The organism is Streptomyces polygonati (assembly GCF_042650325.1).
Classification (GTDB): Bacteria; Actinomycetota; Actinomycetes; order Streptomycetales; family Streptomycetaceae; genus Actinacidiphila; species Actinacidiphila polygonati.
The window spans coordinates 68,036-86,121 of sequence record NZ_JBHSBB010000030.1 but is presented as its reverse complement, the minus strand read 5'-3'; the positions used below and the strand labels follow the sequence as shown (position 1 = coordinate 86,121).

General features: G+C 70.1%; 17 protein-coding genes. 12 read left to right on the top strand and 5 right to left on the bottom strand.

The window, feature by feature from the left end; all coding sequences use genetic code 11:
• Positions 1–21: 21 nt before the first annotated feature.
• Positions 22–2,001 (bottom strand): ABC transporter ATP-binding protein, encoded by a 1,980-nt coding sequence (locus ACFO3J_RS31065; RefSeq protein ID WP_386436585.1) that lies wholly within the window; start codon positions 1,999–2,001, stop codon positions 22–24.
• An 820-nt stretch (positions 2,002–2,821) separates the two neighbouring features.
• Here ACFO3J_RS31065 and ACFO3J_RS31060 point away from each other — a divergent pair.
• The 6 genes from ACFO3J_RS31060 (at position 2,822) to ACFO3J_RS31035 (ending at position 8,081) form a co-directional block, all read left to right on the top strand.
• Positions 2,822–3,910, top strand: coding sequence for a lytic polysaccharide monooxygenase (locus ACFO3J_RS31060; RefSeq protein WP_386436907.1), 1,089 nt, complete (start codon positions 2,822–2,824; stop codon positions 3,908–3,910).
• Between the two features lie 157 nt (positions 3,911–4,067).
• Positions 4,068–4,943 carry a patatin-like phospholipase family protein gene (locus tag ACFO3J_RS31055; protein ID WP_386436583.1) on the top strand — a complete coding sequence of 292 codons (876 nt, stop codon included), beginning with the start codon at positions 4,068–4,070 and terminating at the stop codon, positions 4,941–4,943.
• Entirely contained in the window at positions 4,940–6,142 is a 1,203-nt protein-coding gene (locus ACFO3J_RS31050) for a hypothetical protein (RefSeq protein WP_386436580.1), read from the top strand. Before ACFO3J_RS31055 ends, ACFO3J_RS31050 begins: the two co-directional genes overlap by 4 nt.
• A gap of 112 nt (positions 6,143–6,254) precedes the next feature.
• Positions 6,255–6,473, top strand: a complete 219-nt coding sequence (locus ACFO3J_RS31045) for a hypothetical protein (protein ID WP_386436913.1) — start codon at positions 6,255–6,257, stop codon at positions 6,471–6,473.
• A 36-nt stretch (positions 6,474–6,509) separates the two neighbouring features.
• Positions 6,510–6,992 carry a hypothetical protein gene (locus ACFO3J_RS31040; protein ID WP_386436577.1) on the top strand — a complete coding sequence of 161 codons (483 nt, stop codon included), beginning with the start codon at positions 6,510–6,512 and terminating at the stop codon, positions 6,990–6,992.
• A gap of 276 nt (positions 6,993–7,268) precedes the next feature.
• Positions 7,269–8,081, top strand: coding sequence for an ATP-grasp domain-containing protein (locus ACFO3J_RS31035; protein ID WP_386436905.1), 813 nt, complete (start codon positions 7,269–7,271; stop codon positions 8,079–8,081).
• Between the two features lie 616 nt (positions 8,082–8,697).
• Here the strand turns inward: ACFO3J_RS31035 and ACFO3J_RS31030 are convergent.
• From ACFO3J_RS31030 to ACFO3J_RS31020, 3 genes are all read right to left on the bottom strand, one after another.
• Complete coding sequence (locus ACFO3J_RS31030) at positions 8,698–9,498, bottom strand: hypothetical protein (protein WP_386436574.1); 801 nt, start codon at positions 9,496–9,498, stop codon at positions 8,698–8,700.
• A gap of 127 nt (positions 9,499–9,625) precedes the next feature.
• Entirely contained in the window at positions 9,626–10,039 is a 414-nt protein-coding gene (locus ACFO3J_RS31025; protein ID WP_386436571.1) for an NUDIX hydrolase, read from the bottom strand.
• Positions 10,036–10,740, bottom strand: coding sequence for an NUDIX hydrolase (locus ACFO3J_RS31020; protein ID WP_386436568.1), 705 nt, complete (start codon positions 10,738–10,740; stop codon positions 10,036–10,038). Before ACFO3J_RS31020 ends, ACFO3J_RS31025 begins: the two co-directional genes overlap by 4 nt.
• Before the next feature lie 423 nt (positions 10,741–11,163).
• Here ACFO3J_RS31020 and ACFO3J_RS31015 point away from each other — a divergent pair, with 423 nt between their 5' ends.
• The 6 genes from ACFO3J_RS31015 to ACFO3J_RS30990 all read left to right on the top strand — a co-directional run bounded on the left by ACFO3J_RS31015 (position 11,164) and on the right by ACFO3J_RS30990 (position 15,997).
• On the top strand, positions 11,164–11,682 hold the full coding sequence (locus ACFO3J_RS31015) for a nucleoside-diphosphate kinase (RefSeq protein WP_386436565.1): 519 nt from the start codon (positions 11,164–11,166) through the stop codon (positions 11,680–11,682).
• Positions 11,683–11,731: 49 nt separating this feature from the next.
• Positions 11,732–12,031, top strand: a complete 300-nt coding sequence (locus ACFO3J_RS31010) for a hypothetical protein (protein ID WP_386436562.1) — start codon at positions 11,732–11,734, stop codon at positions 12,029–12,031.
• 211 nt (positions 12,032–12,242) lie between these two features.
• Positions 12,243–12,872 (top strand): hypothetical protein, encoded by a 630-nt coding sequence (locus ACFO3J_RS31005; RefSeq protein ID WP_386436559.1) that lies wholly within the window; start codon positions 12,243–12,245, stop codon positions 12,870–12,872.
• Positions 12,873–12,945: 73 nt separating this feature from the next.
• On the top strand, positions 12,946–13,740 hold the full coding sequence (locus ACFO3J_RS31000; RefSeq protein ID WP_386436557.1) for a hypothetical protein: 795 nt from the start codon (positions 12,946–12,948) through the stop codon (positions 13,738–13,740).
• Positions 13,740–15,140, top strand: a complete 1,401-nt coding sequence (locus tag ACFO3J_RS30995) for a hypothetical protein (RefSeq protein ID WP_386436555.1) — start codon at positions 13,740–13,742, stop codon at positions 15,138–15,140. The genes ACFO3J_RS31000 and ACFO3J_RS30995 overlap by 1 nt, the downstream gene beginning before the upstream one ends.
• 101 nt (positions 15,141–15,241) lie before the next feature.
• A complete protein-coding gene (locus tag ACFO3J_RS30990; protein ID WP_386436552.1) occupies positions 15,242–15,997 on the top strand; it encodes a class I SAM-dependent methyltransferase in 756 nt (251 codons plus the stop codon).
• 104 nt (positions 15,998–16,101) lie between these two features.
• On the opposite strand, the gene htpG is transcribed toward ACFO3J_RS30990, so the two are convergent.
• The gene (htpG, locus tag ACFO3J_RS30985) at positions 16,102–18,036 is read right to left on the bottom strand and encodes a molecular chaperone HtpG (protein ID WP_386436550.1); all 1,935 of its coding nucleotides are present in this window, start codon (positions 18,034–18,036) and stop codon (positions 16,102–16,104) included.
• Positions 18,037–18,086 lie beyond the last annotated feature (50 nt).

The window sequence follows — 18,086 nt, the reverse complement described above, 5'->3', positions numbered from 1 at the left end:
CAGTGGTAAGTGGGCAGTTGCTCAGAAGAGGACGGGGTCCTGGGGTCGGTGGTCGTCCTGGTTGGGAACGGCGATGGGCTCGCGGTCGTTCTGCAGGACCCACAGGTCGTGGAAGAGGCCAGGGGCGTCGCGGAGTTGGGCGAAGGTGCCGTACTGGACGAGGCGGCCCTGGTCGAGGACGGCGATCTTGTCGGCGACCGTGACATTGGTCAGCCGGTGGGTGACCAGCACCACCGCACGATCGGCGGCGAGTTCGCGCAGCCCGGTGAAGATACGGTGCTCGGCGCGCGGGTCGAGAGCGGCGGTCGGTTCGTCCAGGACCAGCAGGCCGGCGTCGCGGTGGAAGGCCCGGGCGAGGGCGACGCGTTGCCACTGGCCGCCGGACAACTCCTGCCCTCCCCACCATTCGCGGGCCAGCAAAGTGTCCAGGCCGGAGCGCAGGGACGCGACCACCTCGTCCGCGCCGGAGGCATAGGCCGCTGAGTTGACAGCATCGTCGGCGGTGCTCCCGTGGACGGTGACGGGCTGGCCGAGGGTGATGTTGTCACGGGCGGTCAGCGGCCACTTCGCGTAGTCCTGCGGCACGACGGCGACCCGCGCCCAGGCGGCGTGCGCGTCCAGCGTGCGGGTGTCCGCGCCGTCCCAGGTGATGCTGCCGCCGCTGGGGAGGTAGAGGGCGGCCAGCAGTTTGCTCAGGGTGGTCTTGCCGGAGCCGTTCTCCCCGACCAGGGCCAGGACTTCGCCGCGCCGCACCTCCAGGGTGATGCCGTCCAGCGCCGGGCGGTCGGCGTAGGGGTAGCCGTAGGTGAGGTCCTCGGCGCGTACGACGCTCGGGCCGGTGGGGACGGTGTCTCCCCGGGCGATACGGTGGCCGCCGGCCTCGTCCAGGAAGTCCGACCAGTCGTCCAGATACATGCCCGTACGGAAGATGATCGCGCCGTAGCCGATGATGCCGTGCAGCCCGGCGGCGACCGAGCGCAACGCGAACGTCGCCGTCCCGGCCGAGGCCACCGAGACCCGGCCGGTGCTGATCAGGAAGAGCAGCGCCGCCCACACCGCCCCCGCCGCCAGGCCGCCGGCCAGGCTCCCGATCAGCGACATCTTCGCCGAGGCCCAGGTCGCCCGGTCGGTCGCGGCATCGACCCGGGCGCCCGCCGCCCGATACCGGCCCAGCAGGAAGTCCGCCATCGTGCCGGAACGGATCTGGTCGGCGTTCTGCTTGTCCACCAGATGCCAGCGCATATTGCCCAGCAACCGGCGGTCCTTCATCGTCTCCAGCGACGCCAGATACGTCAGCCGCGCCCCGCGCACCCCCGCGATCGCCTGCGGCAGGGCAGCAAGGACGAGCAGCGGGAGCAACACCGGGTGGACGCTGGTCAGGACGGCCGCGGCGGCGATGAGGGAGGCGGCCGCGGCGATGATGTTCTGCGACTGGTTGAGCATGTCCTGCGAGACCTCGACGCCTCGATCCGCCGCGTCCCAGCGGTCGTTGAAGCCCGGATGGTCGTACGCGGCCAACTCCGCGTGCGTCGCGGCGTCCAGCAGCCGGAGTTCGGCCTCCCGGGAGATCCGCGGGGACAGGCGGGTCGACAGTCCGCCGATCGCGATGCCCAGCACCGCGCGTACCCCCGCCGCCGACGCGAGCAGGATCAGCGACGGCGCGGCCTGGTGAAGGCGCTCGGTGATGTGGCCGGAAGCGAAGATCGCGGTGATCGTGCCGGTCACCGCCAACAGCCCCAGTGCTTCCAGGACACCGGACACCACCTGGCAGACCAGCAACGCGATCACCGAGTTGCGGTCGACCTGCCAGGCCATACCCATGGCCCGCCTGATCAGTTGGGGCAGGCGGCGGGCCATCGTCCGTAAGGTGATGGCGTGTCCGGCGTCATGGCGACGATCGCCGGGGATCTCCCAGCGCAACTCCTCCGACACAGGTTGCTTGTTGTCGGCGCCTGCCGGGGTCGCGTCCTGCTCGTCGGGTGGGGCTGCTTGTTGGGTCATGGGCCCTCTGCCTTCCGTGACGTGGGGATCGTGGGTCGGTGGAGCCGGGCTTCCGTGTCGTCCAGTCGTTGCTGAGGCCGGGTGAGCGCTTGGCGGTCGCCGACCCGGTCCCGCGTCAGCGCCGCGACCGCCTCGGGCGACAGCTGGTCCTTGATGGCGGCGCCGTACGCGCTGAACGACGCCCCCGGACCCGACCCGCTTCTCCACGAGGACCGCGCGGTCGCCTTCACTTCCGCACCCCCAGCAGCACCTGCCGGCCGTCGAACAGCGGCAACCGCCCGCCCACGACACAACGGTGAACCACGAAGCCCCCTCGTCGCCGATTCCTTCCCTTCTACGCTGCCCATCCGAACCACCCATCCAGCGCAACCCCGCCCAGAAGCACCGGATCAGGTCAACTCCGCTTGTTCGCTTGCGCTGGTGGACCCCTGCGGAATCCTGCGTCCGCCTGTGGACCCCGGTCCGCCTGTCGACCCCTGTGGACGCCGCCGCGTGCCGCCGCAGGCTGTGGGCTCCCGGGCCGCTGGCCCCGTGGGTGCTCGGGGACGCATCGAGCGCGGCCGGCCGGAGCAATACGACGGACGCCCGCGGCGGACCTCCCGCGAGGCGCGCCCGGCTCCACTCCCCAGGACCCGGCGTCCGCGCTGTTTACATGCTGTCGATCCGCTGTTACTTTCCCGAATGGGAGCGCTCCCATGGGCGCTTCTTCCCCCCACCCCCGGTGCCGGCTGCGGTGGACCACGGCCTCGGGGACGTTGCCGGAAAGGTCACCACCTTGAAGAGAAACAGGAAGCTCTCCTTATTCGCCGTCCTCGCCACGATGCTCTCCGCCCTCGGGGTGGTCTTCCTCGGGCAGGGCGATGCTCAGGCGCACGGCGTCGCGATGATGCCCGGGTCCCGTACGTACCTGTGCTACCAGGACGCGAAGACCTCCACGGGCGCGCTCACCCCCACCAATCCGGCCTGCGCCGCGGCGGTGGCGCAGAGCGGTACGACGCCCCTGTACAACTGGTTCGCGGTGCTCGACTCCAACGCGGGCGGGCGGGGCCAGGGTTACGTGCCCGACGGGACGATCTGCAGCGCGGGCAACAAGTCGCCGTATGACTTCTCCTCCTACAACGCGGCCCGGGACGACTGGCCCCGGACACACCTGACGTCCGGTTCCACCATCCAGACGCAGTACAGCAACTGGGCCGCGCACCCGGGCACTTTCCGGGTATACGTCACCAAGCAGGGGTGGTCCCCGACCACTCCGCTGGCCTGGGCCGACCTGGAGCAGATCGGGAGCAGCACCAATCCGCCCGCGGTGGGTTCGCCGGGCACCGACGGCGGCCACTACTACTGGGACCTCGCGCTGCCCGCCAACCGAACGGGCAACGCGCTGATCTTCATCCAGTGGGTCCGCTCGGACAGCAACGAGAACTTCTTCTCCTGCTCCGACATCGCCTTCGACGGCGGCCACGGCGAGGTCACCGGTATCCACAACGGCGGCACCTCGCAGCCCCCGACGACGCAGCCGCCCACGACGCAGCCGCCGACCACGCCGCCCCCCACCTCCGAGCCGCCGACCTCCCCGCCGCCCACGTCCATGCCCCCTGTCGACGGCGCCTGCATGGCCATGTACTCGGTGTCCAACGCCTGGAGCGGCGGCTTCCAGGGACAGGTCACGGTCATGAATCACGGCACCTCACCATCGAGCCACTGGAAAGTGAACTGGACGTCCAGTGCCGGAACGCAGATCACCACGCTGTGGAACGGCACACTGTCCAGCAGTGGCAGCGCTCTGAGCGTCACCAACGCCGCCTACAACGGCACGATCGCCCCGGACGGTTCGACGACCTTCGGCTTCACAGCCAACTCGACCGGCAACAACCTCCCCAACGGCTCCATCACTTGTACGTTCGCGTGACGCGCTGAAGCGCTGGCGCGCTGACGCCGGTGTCCGCCTCGCACGGCCCCCGCGGCCGTGCGAGGCGGACGCGCGCCGGGACGGTCACTCCCTGCTCGGCGAGGGCCTCCGCGACGCCGTACGGGTTGGGCGGGCGGAGTCAGGGCACGCTTGAGCCATGGATCGCAGCGCGGGTGACGTAGGGGGCGGCCCGGCGTTCGTGCTGGGCGGTGGCGGTGCCCTGGGAGCGTACGAAGTCGGCATGCTCAAGGCGCTGTTCGCCGCCGGGGTGAAGCCGGGGCTGGTGCTGGGCACTTCGGTCGGGGCGATCAACGGGGCCGCGGTGGCCGCCGAGCCGTCGCAGGCCTCGGTGAGCCGTCTGATCGACCTGTGGACGGGGCTGGGGCGGGCGGGGGTGTTCGCCGGTTCCCTGGTGGGCCGGCTGTCCACGGCCGTACGCAGCCGGACCCATCTGTACCCGCCGGCGCCGTTGCTCGATCTGCTGCGCGACCACCTGCCGGTGGCGCTCATCGAGGAGTTGGACGTGCCGTTCCAGTGCGTGGCGGCGAGCATCGAGCATGCCGCCGAGCACTGGTTCGACAGCGGTCCGCTGGTCGAGGCGGTGCTCGCCTCGTCCGCCGTGCCGGGGCTGCTGCCGCCGGTCGGTCTCGGCGGCGAGCACTTCGTGGACGGCGGCCTGGTCAACAGCATCCCGGTGGGCCGGGCCGTCGCCCTGGGCGCCAGCGAGATCTACGTACTGCAGGTCGGCCGGATCGAACGGCCCCTCACCCCACCGAAGTTGCCGTGGGAGGTCGCCACCGTCGCGTTCGAGATCGCCCGCCGACACCGCTTCGCCCGTGACATGGCCGACCTGCCGCCGCATGTCACCGTGCACGTACTGCCGAGCGGAGCGGCGTCGGGCGAAGTGGGCGGCACCTTGAGCCAGTTGCGCCACCGGGCCTTCGGGCAGACGGCGGAGCGCATCGAACGGGCCTACGCGGCCTCCTCGTTCTACCTGGAATCCGCCTTCGACGCCGCGGATCGCCCGTCGTGAGGCGCCCCACGACGGGCGACCGGGCAGCGCGGACCACCCGCGTCGAACCGGCCCTGCGGGCAGGGGCGGTCGGCCGGGCCGAACCCCGCGACCGGGGCGAACCGCCGGCGACCCCGACCGAGGAGCGCGCCGACCCACCCGGCCGGCCGCGCCCCCGTCGCCCCGGCGCCGCCGTAGCCGCCGCGCTGGTCACGACGGCCCGGCGGACGGTCACCACCGCGCTCCTGCTCGCTCTGCTACCGGTGGCCGCGGCCGTACTGATCGCCGTGACCGTCCTCGGCGCCCCCGTATCGCTTGCCGCACGCGGGCCGTGGCGCCCGACGCGCATGACCGGCTTCCTGCTCGTGTACCTCCTGGTGGACCTCGCCGGGCTGCTGGCGGCGACCGTGCTCTTCCTGCGCGGCCCGTTCGCGGGGCCGACCGCGCGGGACCGCCGGGCGGCCGACGCCTTCGCGCTGCTCGCCCGGCTGCTGGCCGTACTGCGCGGGGCGGCGCAGCGGCTGTTCGACCTCGACGTGGAGATGACGCCCGCGCTGCCGCCCCCGGCGGAGCGGCCGACGGACGTGCCCCTGCTGATCCTGGTACGGCACGCGGGGCTGGGCGACTCCTTCCTGCTCCTGCAGATCCTGCTCACCGAGGCCGGTCTGCTGCCGCACACCGTGCTGAAGGGCGTCCTGCGCGCCGATCCGTGCCTCGATGTGCTGCTCGGCCGGGTGCCGCACTGCTTCCTGCCCCCGGCCAGCGGCACCGCCGAGGACGCGATCGCCGCGCTGGCGGCCGGGCTGCGGCCTCGGGACGGCCTGGTGATCTTCCCCGAGGGCGGCAACTTCACCCCGCGCCGCCACCACCGCGCCGTCGCCCGCCTCCGCCGCCTCGGCCAGTACCGGCGAGCCGCCCGGGCGGCAGGACTGCACTACGTCCTCCCGCCGCGCGACGCCGGAACCTTCGCGGCACTGACGGCCGCGCCCACCGCCGACGTGCTCTTCGTCGCCCACGCCGGCCTGGACGTCATAGCCTCCCCACGCGCCGCCTGGTCCTTCCTCCCCTTCCGCCGCCCGGTCCGCGTCCACTGGTGGCGAATACCGGCCGCGGAGATCCCCGCCGGCGACGCCGCCCGCAGCGAGTGGCTCCTCGGCCAGTGGGAACGGATGGACCGCTGGACGGCCGAGCAGGCGATCCCGGCGACACCTCACGTATAGGCGGAGACGAGGAGATCCGCTCCGAGGTCGGCTCCGGCGGTTTCAGCCGCTACGTCACGCAGGCGGTGGAGCGCCAACGCGAGCGGGAGCGCCTGCACCGCGCTGTCGAGTGGTGGGAGACCGAATACGGTCCCGTCACGGCGGAGGAGCTGGCCGAGAGGGAGCCATCGACCTCCTCCAGAACGCCGGACTGCACGGCCACACGTACGCGATCGACGCCACCCTGGCCGCCGTAGCCCTACGACAGCCCGGCCGGGTCACGATCTTCACCTCCGACGAGGACGACATGCGGCAACTCTGCGGAGACCGCGTGGTGGTCGTGAAGCTCTGATGCCCGGGCCGGGCGGTGGCGGTCATACTCTCAGCCATGACGCCGACGCTTGAGGCGCTCAGAATGCGGGGCTTCGAGGGGCTTGTGCCGTTCGCGGGGCTTGAAGCAGCCGAGATCCCCTCGGACGGCGGGACCTGCGCCGTGGTGCGTACATCCGATGCGGCCCCGGCCTTCACGGCGACGAGCACGGCCGGGTGGCGCGAAAAGCGCGATCCGGCGGTGGGCGTGGAGCGGCTGGCGGAGAAACGGGTGGAGGGCGCGGAGGCGCTCTGCATCGGCAAGGCGGAGACCGCTACGGCCGGCAGCCACGCTCTCCGTGGACGACTCAGGCAGTACGCCCGGCACGGCCTTGGCGGTACCAGCCACCACGGCGGGCGGTACGTCTGGCAGTCGACCGATCACGCCAGCCTGCTGATCGCTTGGAAACCGGGCGCGCACCTCCGGGATGCCGAGAAGGCCTTGATGGGCGAGTTCGAAACGCTGTACGGCGCGCTGCCGTTCGCCCATCTCGCTCACTGACAGGCCTCCCGATTCCCGCAAGGCCCCCAGGGGTAAGTGACCCCGCACACCCGCCCCGCCCCTACCGTTGGGGCGGTGACCGCCTCCCTGCTGCTGTGCAACGACCCTCTGCGACCAGCCCATTGCGACGCGCACTTCGCCGCGCAGGCGGCCGCCGCGCGCCAAGCCGGGGCGGGGGTCGCGCTGCTGGACCACGACGCGCTGCTCGCCGGCCGGACGGAGCAGGCGGTGCGGCGGGTGCCGCGCGGGCTGGGGGCGGTCTGGTATCGCGGGTGGATGATCCCCGCGGCCGCGTATGGCGAACTCAGTGCCGCGCTGGCCGAGCGCGGCGCCCAGCTGCTGACCACGCCGAGCACGTACCGTGCGGCACACGAACTGCCGTGCTGGTACGCCGCTTTCGCCGGGATCACGCCGGCGAGTACCTGGATTCCCTGCGAACCCGGTCTGCCGCCGGGGCTGCAAACGCTCGCACGCGCCGTCGCGGATCTGCCGCCGGGCCCGGGAATCGTGAAGGACTACGTCAAATCCCGCAAGCACGAGTGGGCGGAGGCCTGTTACCTGCCGGACCTCGCGGACACGGCGGCTGTCCATGCCGTGGTGTCCCGCTTCGTGGAATTGCAGGAAGACTCCCTGGCCGGCGGTATCGTCCTGCGCGCCTTCGAAGAACTGCGGCGGGACGTCGGCGAGGCCCGAGTCTGGTGGCTCGACGGTGAGGCGGTGGTGACGACCGGGCATCCGGACACCCCTGGTCTGCGGCCCGCTCCCGTGCTCGACCATATCCGTTCGCCGGTAGATCAGTTGGGCTGCCGGTCCATCACCACCGACCTCGCCCGGCGTGGCGACGGCACCTGGCGCGTCATCGAGGTCGGCGACGGACAGGTCAGCGACCTCCCCGCCGACGCCGACCCGGCCGCACTGCTCGGACCGCTGCTTGCCCCCGCCGCGACGCGGGTCGGGTGTCCAGCGGTGCCGTCGAAGGCGGCGGTGGTGCTGCCGAACTGGTCGACGAGGGAGCCGGCCGAGGTGGTGGCGATGAGGTCCGGCAGGCCGTCGCCACTGATGTCGCCGACGCTGATGATCAGCGGGTAACTGCTTGACGGGTAGCCGGCGCCGATCAGTGTCCCGGCGGGGAGGGTGAGCTTGTGGGTGGTGGCGTCGAGGGTGGGGGCGTACTGGTAGATGGCGCCGGTGGCGTTGTCACGGGCCCAGAGCGCGGCGACGCCGGAGTCCGCCTGGGTGTTGCCGGGGGCGATGACGGTGAAGCTGTCCCAGCCGCCGGTGCCGAGCAGTTGGGGCGCGCCGAACGATCCGCCGCCCAGGCCGGGGAAGAACCAGAGCTGGTTGCCGGTCTCTTCGGTGACGAGGTCCGCGGTGCCGTCGTTGTTCAGGTCGCCGGGGGCGATCAGCTGCTTGACCGATGACCAGTCGACCGCGTAATGAGCGCAGCTGGTGATGGTCGGATCACATGCCGGGCGCGAGACGGATGTCCGAAGGCCGGCTGGGTAGTACTGGTTCGCCGGAGAGGTGACGTCGGCGATGGCGTTGCGGTAGAGACTCAACTGGTGGTTGGTGCCCAGCGCCCAGAGATCGTCGACGCGGCCACCGCTTGACGACCTTACGGGCGAGGAGCGGTGGGCGGTCAGAGCGCCGGTCCAACTGCGGTCAGCGTCTGGTCCGTCGCCGTCGATGTCACCCGGGACGACCTTCAGTGTGGGGTTGTCGGCGACGTAGAAGCTGTAGCAGACGTTGCCGCTGTGATGAGCGGCTGGCCGCTGAGGGATGTGTCGACGTGGTCGAGGCCGCTGCCGGTGTCGGCGGCCCGGACCGTGAGGTTGAACGTCGTCGGGGCGGTGCCGATGGTGCCGGCGTTGATGCACGAACCGCCGGTGATGTCGGTGCCGTTGACCGACTGGATGGTGGGCGCGGTGGCATCGTAGGTGAAGTGGCAGGGGACGCTGAGGGCGGACACGGCGGTGCCGTCGTCGGCGCGGAGCCGGAAGCCGTAGGAGTGGCCGTCGGTGAGGTAGCTGGTCGGGACGCGCTTGGTGGCGATCGAGCCGGAGGGCGACCAGCCGCTGTCGGAGCCGCTGGCGAGGGTTCCGGCGGCGGCGTCAGCGGGTTGGCCCAGGTCGATCAGGTGATGGGAACCGTCCCACATCTCGAACTGCGCGGACACGAGTTGGCCGGAGTCGGGGTCGGTGATCTTCCCTTGCAGGGTGACCTCGCCGCCGTATCCGCCTGTCGCGATCCAGCCCCAGTCCCCGGTGCCGTTGCAGCCGTAGTTGACGTGGCCGGGAGAGTCCTGGGGTGCGGGCGCAGTCGTCACCGAGGTGGGGACGGCTGGGCTGATGTCGGCCGCGGAGCGGCGGACCGCGCCCGTCGGGGATACGTCGTCGGCCTGCGCCGGGATCGCCGCTGCGAGAAGTGAGACCGTGATGCCGGCCGCGGCGACGAGCCCGGTCAGCCAGCGTCTGTGACGGCCGCGTGGTGCGTACCAGGAAGACATGGGTGGTGTGTTCCGTCCGTGGATATCTCGTGGATGAGAGCCCTGCGGACGCTAGTTCGCCCCGATGACATGCGACAAGCCGATTCTTAAGGCTCCGGCCGCCCGAGCCCCCGACCCTCTCGGCGGCTCACTCCCCGAGAGCCTCGTCCAAGTAGGCCTGGACCGAGGCGAAGAGGCCGTAGGGGACGTAGGCGGGGATCTCGGAGTGGGTGCACCAGGCCAGGTCGGCGAGTTCGTCGGGGTCGGCCACGTAGGCGGTTCCGGTGACGACCGTGCAGGCGGTGTAGGACATGGAGCGGCGGGTCTTGGGGTGGACGCGTTCGCCGAGGAAGCGGGTGGCGGTGACGGTCAGGCCGGTCTCCTCGCGGGTCTCGCGGACGGCCGCTTCCGCGGGGGACTCGCCGGGCTCGATCTCGCCGGCCGGGAACTGCCAGGAGAGCTCGCCCTCCCGCACCCGGCGGCGGACCATGAGGACGCGGCCCTCGTGGGTGATGACGGCGGCCGAGATGCCTGGGCGCTGGGCGCCGGTGTCCTGTGTCATGCCTGCTCCTCCAGGGCTGCCAGGATCGGTGGAAAGATCACGTCCGCGGCGATGAAGCGGGTCACCGACGTCCGCTGTGCCCACATGACGTCCACGTTCTCGACGATGTCGATGTTCTGGGCCGCTCCGGCGAGGTATTCGCAGACGAAGTAGTCGCAGTGCACTCCGGTCACCGGATGGAGGCGGCTGCCGAGGCTGCGCTTCACGGCGCAGTGCACCCCGGTCTCGGCGAGCGTCTCGCGGACAGTCACCGTTTCCGGGCGCACACCGGGCTTGACCACGCCGGCCGGGAACTGCCAGGTGATGCCGGAGACGTCTCCGTCACGGCGGCAGACCATCAGCACCTCGCTCTCCCGGAGGACGACTGCGACAGCTACTCGCAGCACCTGGGGTTCACGTACCGCTGGATTCATACCCAGGGTCCGTGCCCCGTCACCCTGCGGCACACCCTGGGACGCTCCCCGGGCGGCTCCCCGGGACAGCAGGGCGAATCGTGCCCGGACCGCCGGGCCCGCCCGCTCGTACGCCTCGTCCAGCAGCTGCTGCATCTCCGTCCGCGGCACCACGTCCGGGTCCGCGTGCCAGGTGGCGACCGTGCGCAGGGCGATACCGAGGCGGTTGGCGAAAGCCTCATTGGTCAGGCGCAGAGCCGACTGGAGAGCGCAGGCGGTGCGGCCGCTCCAGATGTCGACCACGTCCATGTCCGCCTCCCCCCACGGTCAACGAAGGACGGGCTGCCGCACAGCCACTGCATCCTCATTGCACCGTCGGTACATGGCACTCGGGACGGCATACCTGTTGACTCGTAGTCAGGCAGTCCCCGGTGGGCACCGGCTCAATCCGCTGGAGCCGACTATGTCCCATACGGACCCTCTCAATGGCCAATCAAGGCCACCGAACAAAGGTGCACCGCGGGCAAGATGGCTCCCTCGCTTTCAGCGCCGCGGCGAAGAGATCTTCTTCCGCGCACACTTGCGGGGAACGAGGGTGCCCTTCGGTGCCGGCTCGGAATTACCGGCTCCGATCATACAGCGGACCGGCCGTCGTCCGGGCGCGGGTAACCTCGGGCATATGACGGAGTGAGTGGTGGTCATATCGCTGGCCCGAATACGGAAAGGGAACCCATGGCCAAAGATTCGGAACAGACCGAGCAGCCCGTGGAACGCACGCTTGTCCTTCTCAAGCCCGACGCGGTGGTCCGCGGCTTCGCCGGGAAAATCATCGCCCGGTTCGAGGACGCGGCGCTGAAGATCGTGGGGGTCAAGATGAAGCAGATGGACGCGGACTTCACCCGCCGCCACTACTTCGACCTGGAGGAGCGACTCGGCAGGGAGGTCTACGACTTCACCGCCACCTTCATGCAGCAGGGCCCGGTGATCGCCCTGGTGCTGGAGGGCTTCGACGCGGTCGCGACCGTCCGCAAGATCGTGGGCAGCACCTACCCCAACGAGGCACCGGCCGGCACGGTACGCGGGGACTTCTCGCACTACAGCAAGGCCGCGAGTGTCGTGGCGGGCAAGGCGGTCGCCAATCTGGTGCACGCCTCGGGCAACAGGGACGAGGCGGCGCAGGAGATCGACCTCTGGTTCGACAAGGACGAGTTGTACGCCTATCGCACGCTCGCCGAGATCTACACCTACTGATCCACCGGCCTCACCGCCGCTGAAGCACCACCGCACGAAAGAGGGCACCATGAACAACCAGACCCGCGTCGCCTCCATCGGCGAGCTGGAGACGAGTTTTCAGCGGGAACTGGCGACGGACCGCTGGGCAGCGGCCGAGACGGCGTTCGCGCTCGCGACGCGCAACCGGGACGACGGCGACTGGGAGCAGTCCCGGGAGTGGGTCGCGCAGTGCCTCCGGATCCTGGCGGGATTCCCGGGCGAGACAGAGGAACAGGCCGCTACGACAAGGGTGTCGGTCGGCGGCGTGCTGCTCCCCAATTACCTGCACGAGGGCGTCGTACGCGGCCGGTTCGGTCAACTCGCCTGACCCGCGCTCTTCCCGGGGAGGGCGCACCGCGGCGGTGCGGTCCGCACGCCTCTTCGGCCGCGCCGCCCGGTCCCGGGCGACCGCCATGTCCGAAACAGCCATGCCCGAACAGCCAGGCCCGAAACAGCCAGGCCCGAACAGCCAGGCCCGAAACAGCCAGGCCCGAAACAGCCAGGCCCGAAACAGCCGCGCCCGAGAAAGGAAAAGACCCTTGGCCATGGAGATCGAGATGCGCGCGCGATTCGACCGGGACGCACACGACCGGCTCCTCTCGCGCCTGGAGCGGGACGGCGAGGATCTCGGCCGCGACGACAAGCAGATCTACTTCTATGTCCTGCCCGACAAGCTGCTGAAAGTCACCGACAACATCGCGGCGGGCTCGGCGAAGATCACCCTCAAGGCCAACCGGATCGGCCGCGGTCCCGCCTTTCCCGAGACCGAGATCCCCATCGCGAGACAGGACGTCGCGGCGGCCGTACGCATTTTCAGCGGCCTCGGTTTCGCATCGCGGATGCACGAGGCATTCAACCGGCGCCATAACTTCCGCTTCGACGGCGTCGAGATCGCGGTGAAGTGGAGCGAGGCATGGGGATTCCACGCCGAGTTCGAAGTGCTGCTCGACGACCCACCGCCGGGGCGGACCGATCAGCCCGCGCGATCCGCGCTGGACGACGCCGAAGCACGTATCCGCGCCGTCGCCGCGGAGTTGGACGTCCCGCTGATGAGCGAGCGGGAACTCGCCGACTTCACCGCGGCGTTCGAGGCAGCCGAGCGCGACCGCAGGGCCGGCGCGGCGCGGGCCGCGAGCCCATCAACCGAGCGCCCGCCGGGCGAGCACTGAGCGATTGCCGAGCGCGTACTGAGCACTTGCCGTACGAGGAAACGCTGTTGAACCACCGAGGGGGGTGGACCGGATGAGTACGACCCTGCCGACCGCGAGTCTGGTCGAGCTGGCCGCACGCAAGCAGCTTCCACAGCACCAGTACATCGACCGCGCCACGGTCAGCTGGATCACGGCCAACCGGCCCGACGTCCCGGACGGCACGACGCCGCGACTCCGGCCCGCGGCAGAGCGGTTGCTCCTCGCGTCCGCCATCCCGGCCGACTGGTGGGCCGAGGCCGGGACCGAGGATTCCCTGCACGGCGTCCGGCACGGGATGCGCACCGCGGCGCTGGCCGCGCTCCTGGCCGCGCTTCCGGCCGAGGACGCGGGGCCGGAGGGTACGGGACTGGACGAGGACGCAACCGCCGATCTCGTTCTGGCGGCAGCGGTGCACGACTGCCGCCGGCGCCACGACAAGGACGATCGCGGCCACGGCGCCCGGGCCGCGTCATGGCTCAGCGCCAACGCGGACCGCGTCTGGGGGCACTTCCAGCTCACCGCCACGCCACCACGCGTCGAACGGGCGGCGATCGCGGTCCGCCTGCACGACGTGCCGTACGCCGACTTCGGCCCGGACGACCGTACGGACCACGCCCGCGCCGAGAAGCTCTGCGACCTGCTCAAAGCGGCCGACGCGCTCGACCGCTACCGCCTGCCGAACCTCAGTTGGTGGCCGGACGGGACCCGGATACGCGCCGCCGCCTTCGACCGGCTCCGCGCCATCGCCTTCGATCTGGTCGTAGCGTCCGAAACGGCCCGCCTGGCGGGACTGGACAGCGCGGCGGCCGTCCACGAAGCCCTGCGCCAGCGGGAGTTGTTGTCCTGATGGACATCCTCGACACCTACGAGGAGTGGGCCGACGCCCATGTGTTCTTCGATGCGCCGCCGGTATCCCGCCCTACGTCCCACCGCCCCGACCCGCTCGCCGAGCAGACGCGGTCCTGGGCCGAGCGTCTGGCGCGGGACACCCCCAACGGCGGGCTCCTGCGCGGCAACGCCCTCTTCGACTCGCTGCGCACCGACCGGACCGTACACCTGCTGCACGTCACCCACGCGCTGGAGCGGATCAGCGAGCGCGGTGTCCTCCACCCGTCCGGCGGCTGCCTGGTCGGGAGCGTCTACTGCACGCCGCTCACCCCCGCCGGCAGCGGCTTCCGTATGCACAACCTCGGCGCTTATGTGCTGCGCGAGGAAGCGCCGGCGTTCCTCGCGCGAGCGGGCGCGCCGGGTCGTACCCCCACTCCGCTGATCTTCGAGATACACCTTCCGGACCAGGCCTACCGGGGGCTGGCCGGAATCGACTATCTGCGTCTGGGGTCGATCCACCTGCGGATCTACAGCCGTCTTGAATACCTGCTCTCCAAGGCCGAGCGGCACCGGCTGCGCGAGAGCGTCGTCAGCCGGGTCAAGAACTCCACCGCTTTCCTGGCGCTCGCCGCCTCGATCGCCTACGAGGGCGCCCGGGTGCCGCCGGAGTCCTTCCTGCGGCTGCTGGACGAGACCATCCCCCGGCTGCCGATCCTCGGCTATGTGTACTTCGAGGCACTGGCGGAGTACCTGATGCTGCACTCGACGAGTTCACCGACCAAACAGCACGCCCAAGCCGGCGAGTTCAACAACTGGCTCTACAAGGAGATGCTGTTCGCCTCCTTCCCGCAGCAGGCCGGCAGATTCGACCTCGCGAAGTTCCGCCCCCCGCCGGGTGACTTGGCGGCGTTTCTGCGCCGCCTCGACGCCGGACTCGACCCGGCGCACGCCAGCGCGCACCTGACCGACCTGATCAGCCATCTGGTGGCCGCGCGCCTCTTCACCCCCGGGCGGATCCCAGCGGCCTGGCACCACACACGCTGGGAGTTCGACAGCCTGGCCGACCGACTCGGCCCGCTGCTGGGGCACTTGATCCACCGGGAACTGCGCACCTTCGGCCGCTACCCCGACTTCTACTTCTACTACGACCAGCACAAAGCGTTGCAGGCGTGGAACTACTGGAACCACATGGACATCGTGGTCCCCTTCAACGGCACCTTCCCGAAAGGCGAGGTCGGCATCAATCCGGCCTACCCGGACCTGCGCTACCGCGTATGGCGAGCCGAGCAGGACGAAGCCGGCCGCCTGCACCCGGCGGAGGAACTGGCGTTGACCATCGCGCCGCGCCTGGTCGACATCAAATACACCCTCATGCGCAACAACGAGTGGGCGGAGCCGGCCGCGCCCGCAGCGGTCTGAGCACGGATACCGCCCGACCGCGATTCAGCCCCGCCGCCGCACCGCCACCACGGGCGGCGCACTTCGCACAGCCCGCGCCCATGGAAACGCGAGGACCCACGATGACCGATCACTCCGCTCCCGCACGCCCGGAACTCGACCGGTTCCGCGACCGGATCGCCGCACTGCTCCAGGACCCGGCGACCCCGCACGGCCTCGCCCGCACACTGCGGGCCGTCGCCAAGGAACTCGACCTCGCACAGCACCACGAGGAAGGCCGCAAGGAGTGGCCCGGCGGCCGGATCGACGCGATACCCGCCCAGGTGCAGATCGGCGGGGGCACCCACCGTATCGACGGCTTCTTCAACATCGACGCCGTACCGCCGGCCGACCTGCTGTGGGACGTGCGGGAGGGCATTCCGCTACGGGACTCCACCGTGCGGTTCCTGTTCTCCGAGCACTTCCTGGAGCACATCGACTACCCACGCTCGGCCAAGTGGTACGCCCGTGAGGCCCACCGCGTGCTGGCCCCCGGCGGCCGGCTCGTCACCGGCGTCCCGGACGCCGCCCACGTCCTCACCCAGTACCCGGCTCCGCCGGAACGGACGGCCGGGATGATCGAGCGCTGGTACGCGAACCGGAGCTGCCGCGAGGACATCAACACCTTCCTCGACCTGGTCAACTACGTCTTCCGCGACCAGGACGACGACCCGACCTACAACCCCCACTACTGGGCCTACGACTTCGAGAAGCTGGTCCAGCTCTTCACCGAGGCCGGGTTCGCCCGGGTGGAGCCGTGGGACTTCGACCCGCGGATCGCCAACCCGAAACGGGAGTGGGCGAGCGTATACGTGGTGGCGACGAAGCTGTCCGGGTGATTCCACGACGGCCGCGCACGTACCTCCCCCGGCCCGCGGACGCGTCGCGTCGCGCGGGCCGGGGAGGCGGCGGCAAGCCGGCTACTCCGACGTCGAGTTCCGGGTCACAGGGTGCGTTCGAGGCGGTCGGCCATCAGCTTGACGAAGCGCGACGGATCACTCAGTTCGCCGCCCTCGGCCAAGAGGGCCATGGCGTAGACGAGTTCGGCGGTCTCGTCCAGGGTGGTGGTGTCGTCCTTGCCCTCGGTGTGGGTGCGGTTGAGGCCGAGGATCAGCGGGTGCTTCGGATTGAGTTCGAGGATGCGCTTGACGGAAGGGACCGGCTGGCCCATGGCGCGGTAGATGTTCTCCAGGGCCGGGGTCACGTCGTTGGCGTCCGAGACGATGCAGGCGGGCGAGACCGTGAGACGGGAGGAGAGACGCACTTCCTTCACGTTCTCGCTCAGTTGGTCCGTCATCCAGCTCAGCAGGCCCGCGTACTCCTGCTGCTGCTGCTCGCGCTCGGTGCCGGCCTGCTCCTTCTCCTGCTCGGTGTCGAGGTCGACCTCGCCCTTGGCCACGGACCGCAGCTGCTTGCCGTCGAACTCGGGGACGGCGTCGACCCACACCTCGTCGACGGGGTCGGTCAGCAGCAGCACCTCGATACCCTTGGCCTGGAACGCCTCCATGTGCGGGGAGTTCTCCACGGCCTGCCGGGACTCGCCGGTGAGGTAGAAGATGTGCTCCTGGCCGTCCTTCATGCGCTCCACGTACTGCGCCAGGGTGGTCGGCGCGTCCTTGTCGTGGGTGGTGGCGAAGGAGGACACCCCGAGGATGGCGTCGCGGTTCTCGAAGTCGCCGAGCAGTCCTTCCTTCAGGACACGGCCGAACTCCCGCCAGAGGGTGGCGTAGCGCTCCGGATGCGCGGACATCATGTCCTTGATCGTCGAGAGCACCTTCTTCGCCAGCCGGCGGTGCATCAACTGGATCTGGCGGTCCTGCTGGAGGATCTCGCGGGACACGTTGAGCGACAGGTCCTGCGCGTCTACGACGCCCTTGACGAAGCGCAGATACTGCGGCATGAGCGCTTCGCAGTCGTCCATGATGAAGACGCGCTTCACATAGAGCTGGACACCGCGCTTGTAGCCCTGCATGAACAGGTCCTGCGGAGCGTGCGCCGGGATGAACAGCAGCGCCTGGTACTCGAAAGTGCCCTCCGCCTGGAGGCGGATGGTCTCCAGCGGGTCGGTCCAGTCATGGCTGATGTGCTTGTACAGCTCGTGGTACTCGGCGTCGGTGACCTCGTCGCGCGAGCGCGCCCACAGGGCCTTCATCGAGTTGAGCGTCTCGGGTTCTGCCGGGGACTCGGCGGCCGCGTCGGCCCCGGTCCCGTCCTGCGCCGCGGGCCGGGCCGGCGCCATCCGGATCGGCCAGGTGATGAAGTCCGAGTAGCGCTTGACGATCTCCTTGATCTTCCACGGAGAGGTGTAGTCGTGGAGCTGGTCCTCGGAGTCCTCCGGCTTGAGCCGCAGCACGATCGACGTGCCCTGCGGCGCTTCGTCGACGGCCTCGACGGTGTACGTGCCCTCGCCGGTCGACGTCCAGCGGGTGCCCTGGCTCTCGCCCGCGCGCCGGGTCAGCAGCGTGACCTCGTCGGCCACCATGAAACTGGAGTAGAACCCGACGCCGAACTGGCCGATCAGCCCCTCGGTCGCCGCGCTGTCCTCGGCCTCCTTGAGCTCCCGCAGGAACTTCGCGGTGCCCGAGTTCGCGATCGTCCCGATCAGCTGGACGACCTCGTCGCGTGACATACCGATGCCGTTGTCGCGCACGGTCAGCGTACGGGCCTGGGAGTCGGCCTCGATGGCGATGTGGAGGTCGGACACGTCGGCGCCGAGGGTGTCGTCGCGGAGCGCTTCGAGCCGCAACTTGTCCAGCGCGTCGGAGGAATTGGAGACGAGTTCGCGCAGGAACACGTCCTTGTTGGAGTAGATCGAGTGAATCATCATCTGCAGAAGCTGGCGGGCTTCCACCTGAAACTCGAACGTCTCGGTCGGCATAATCCGTTGGTCCTTCTCAAGTCACCAGGTGACAGGTACTGACCTCAGCA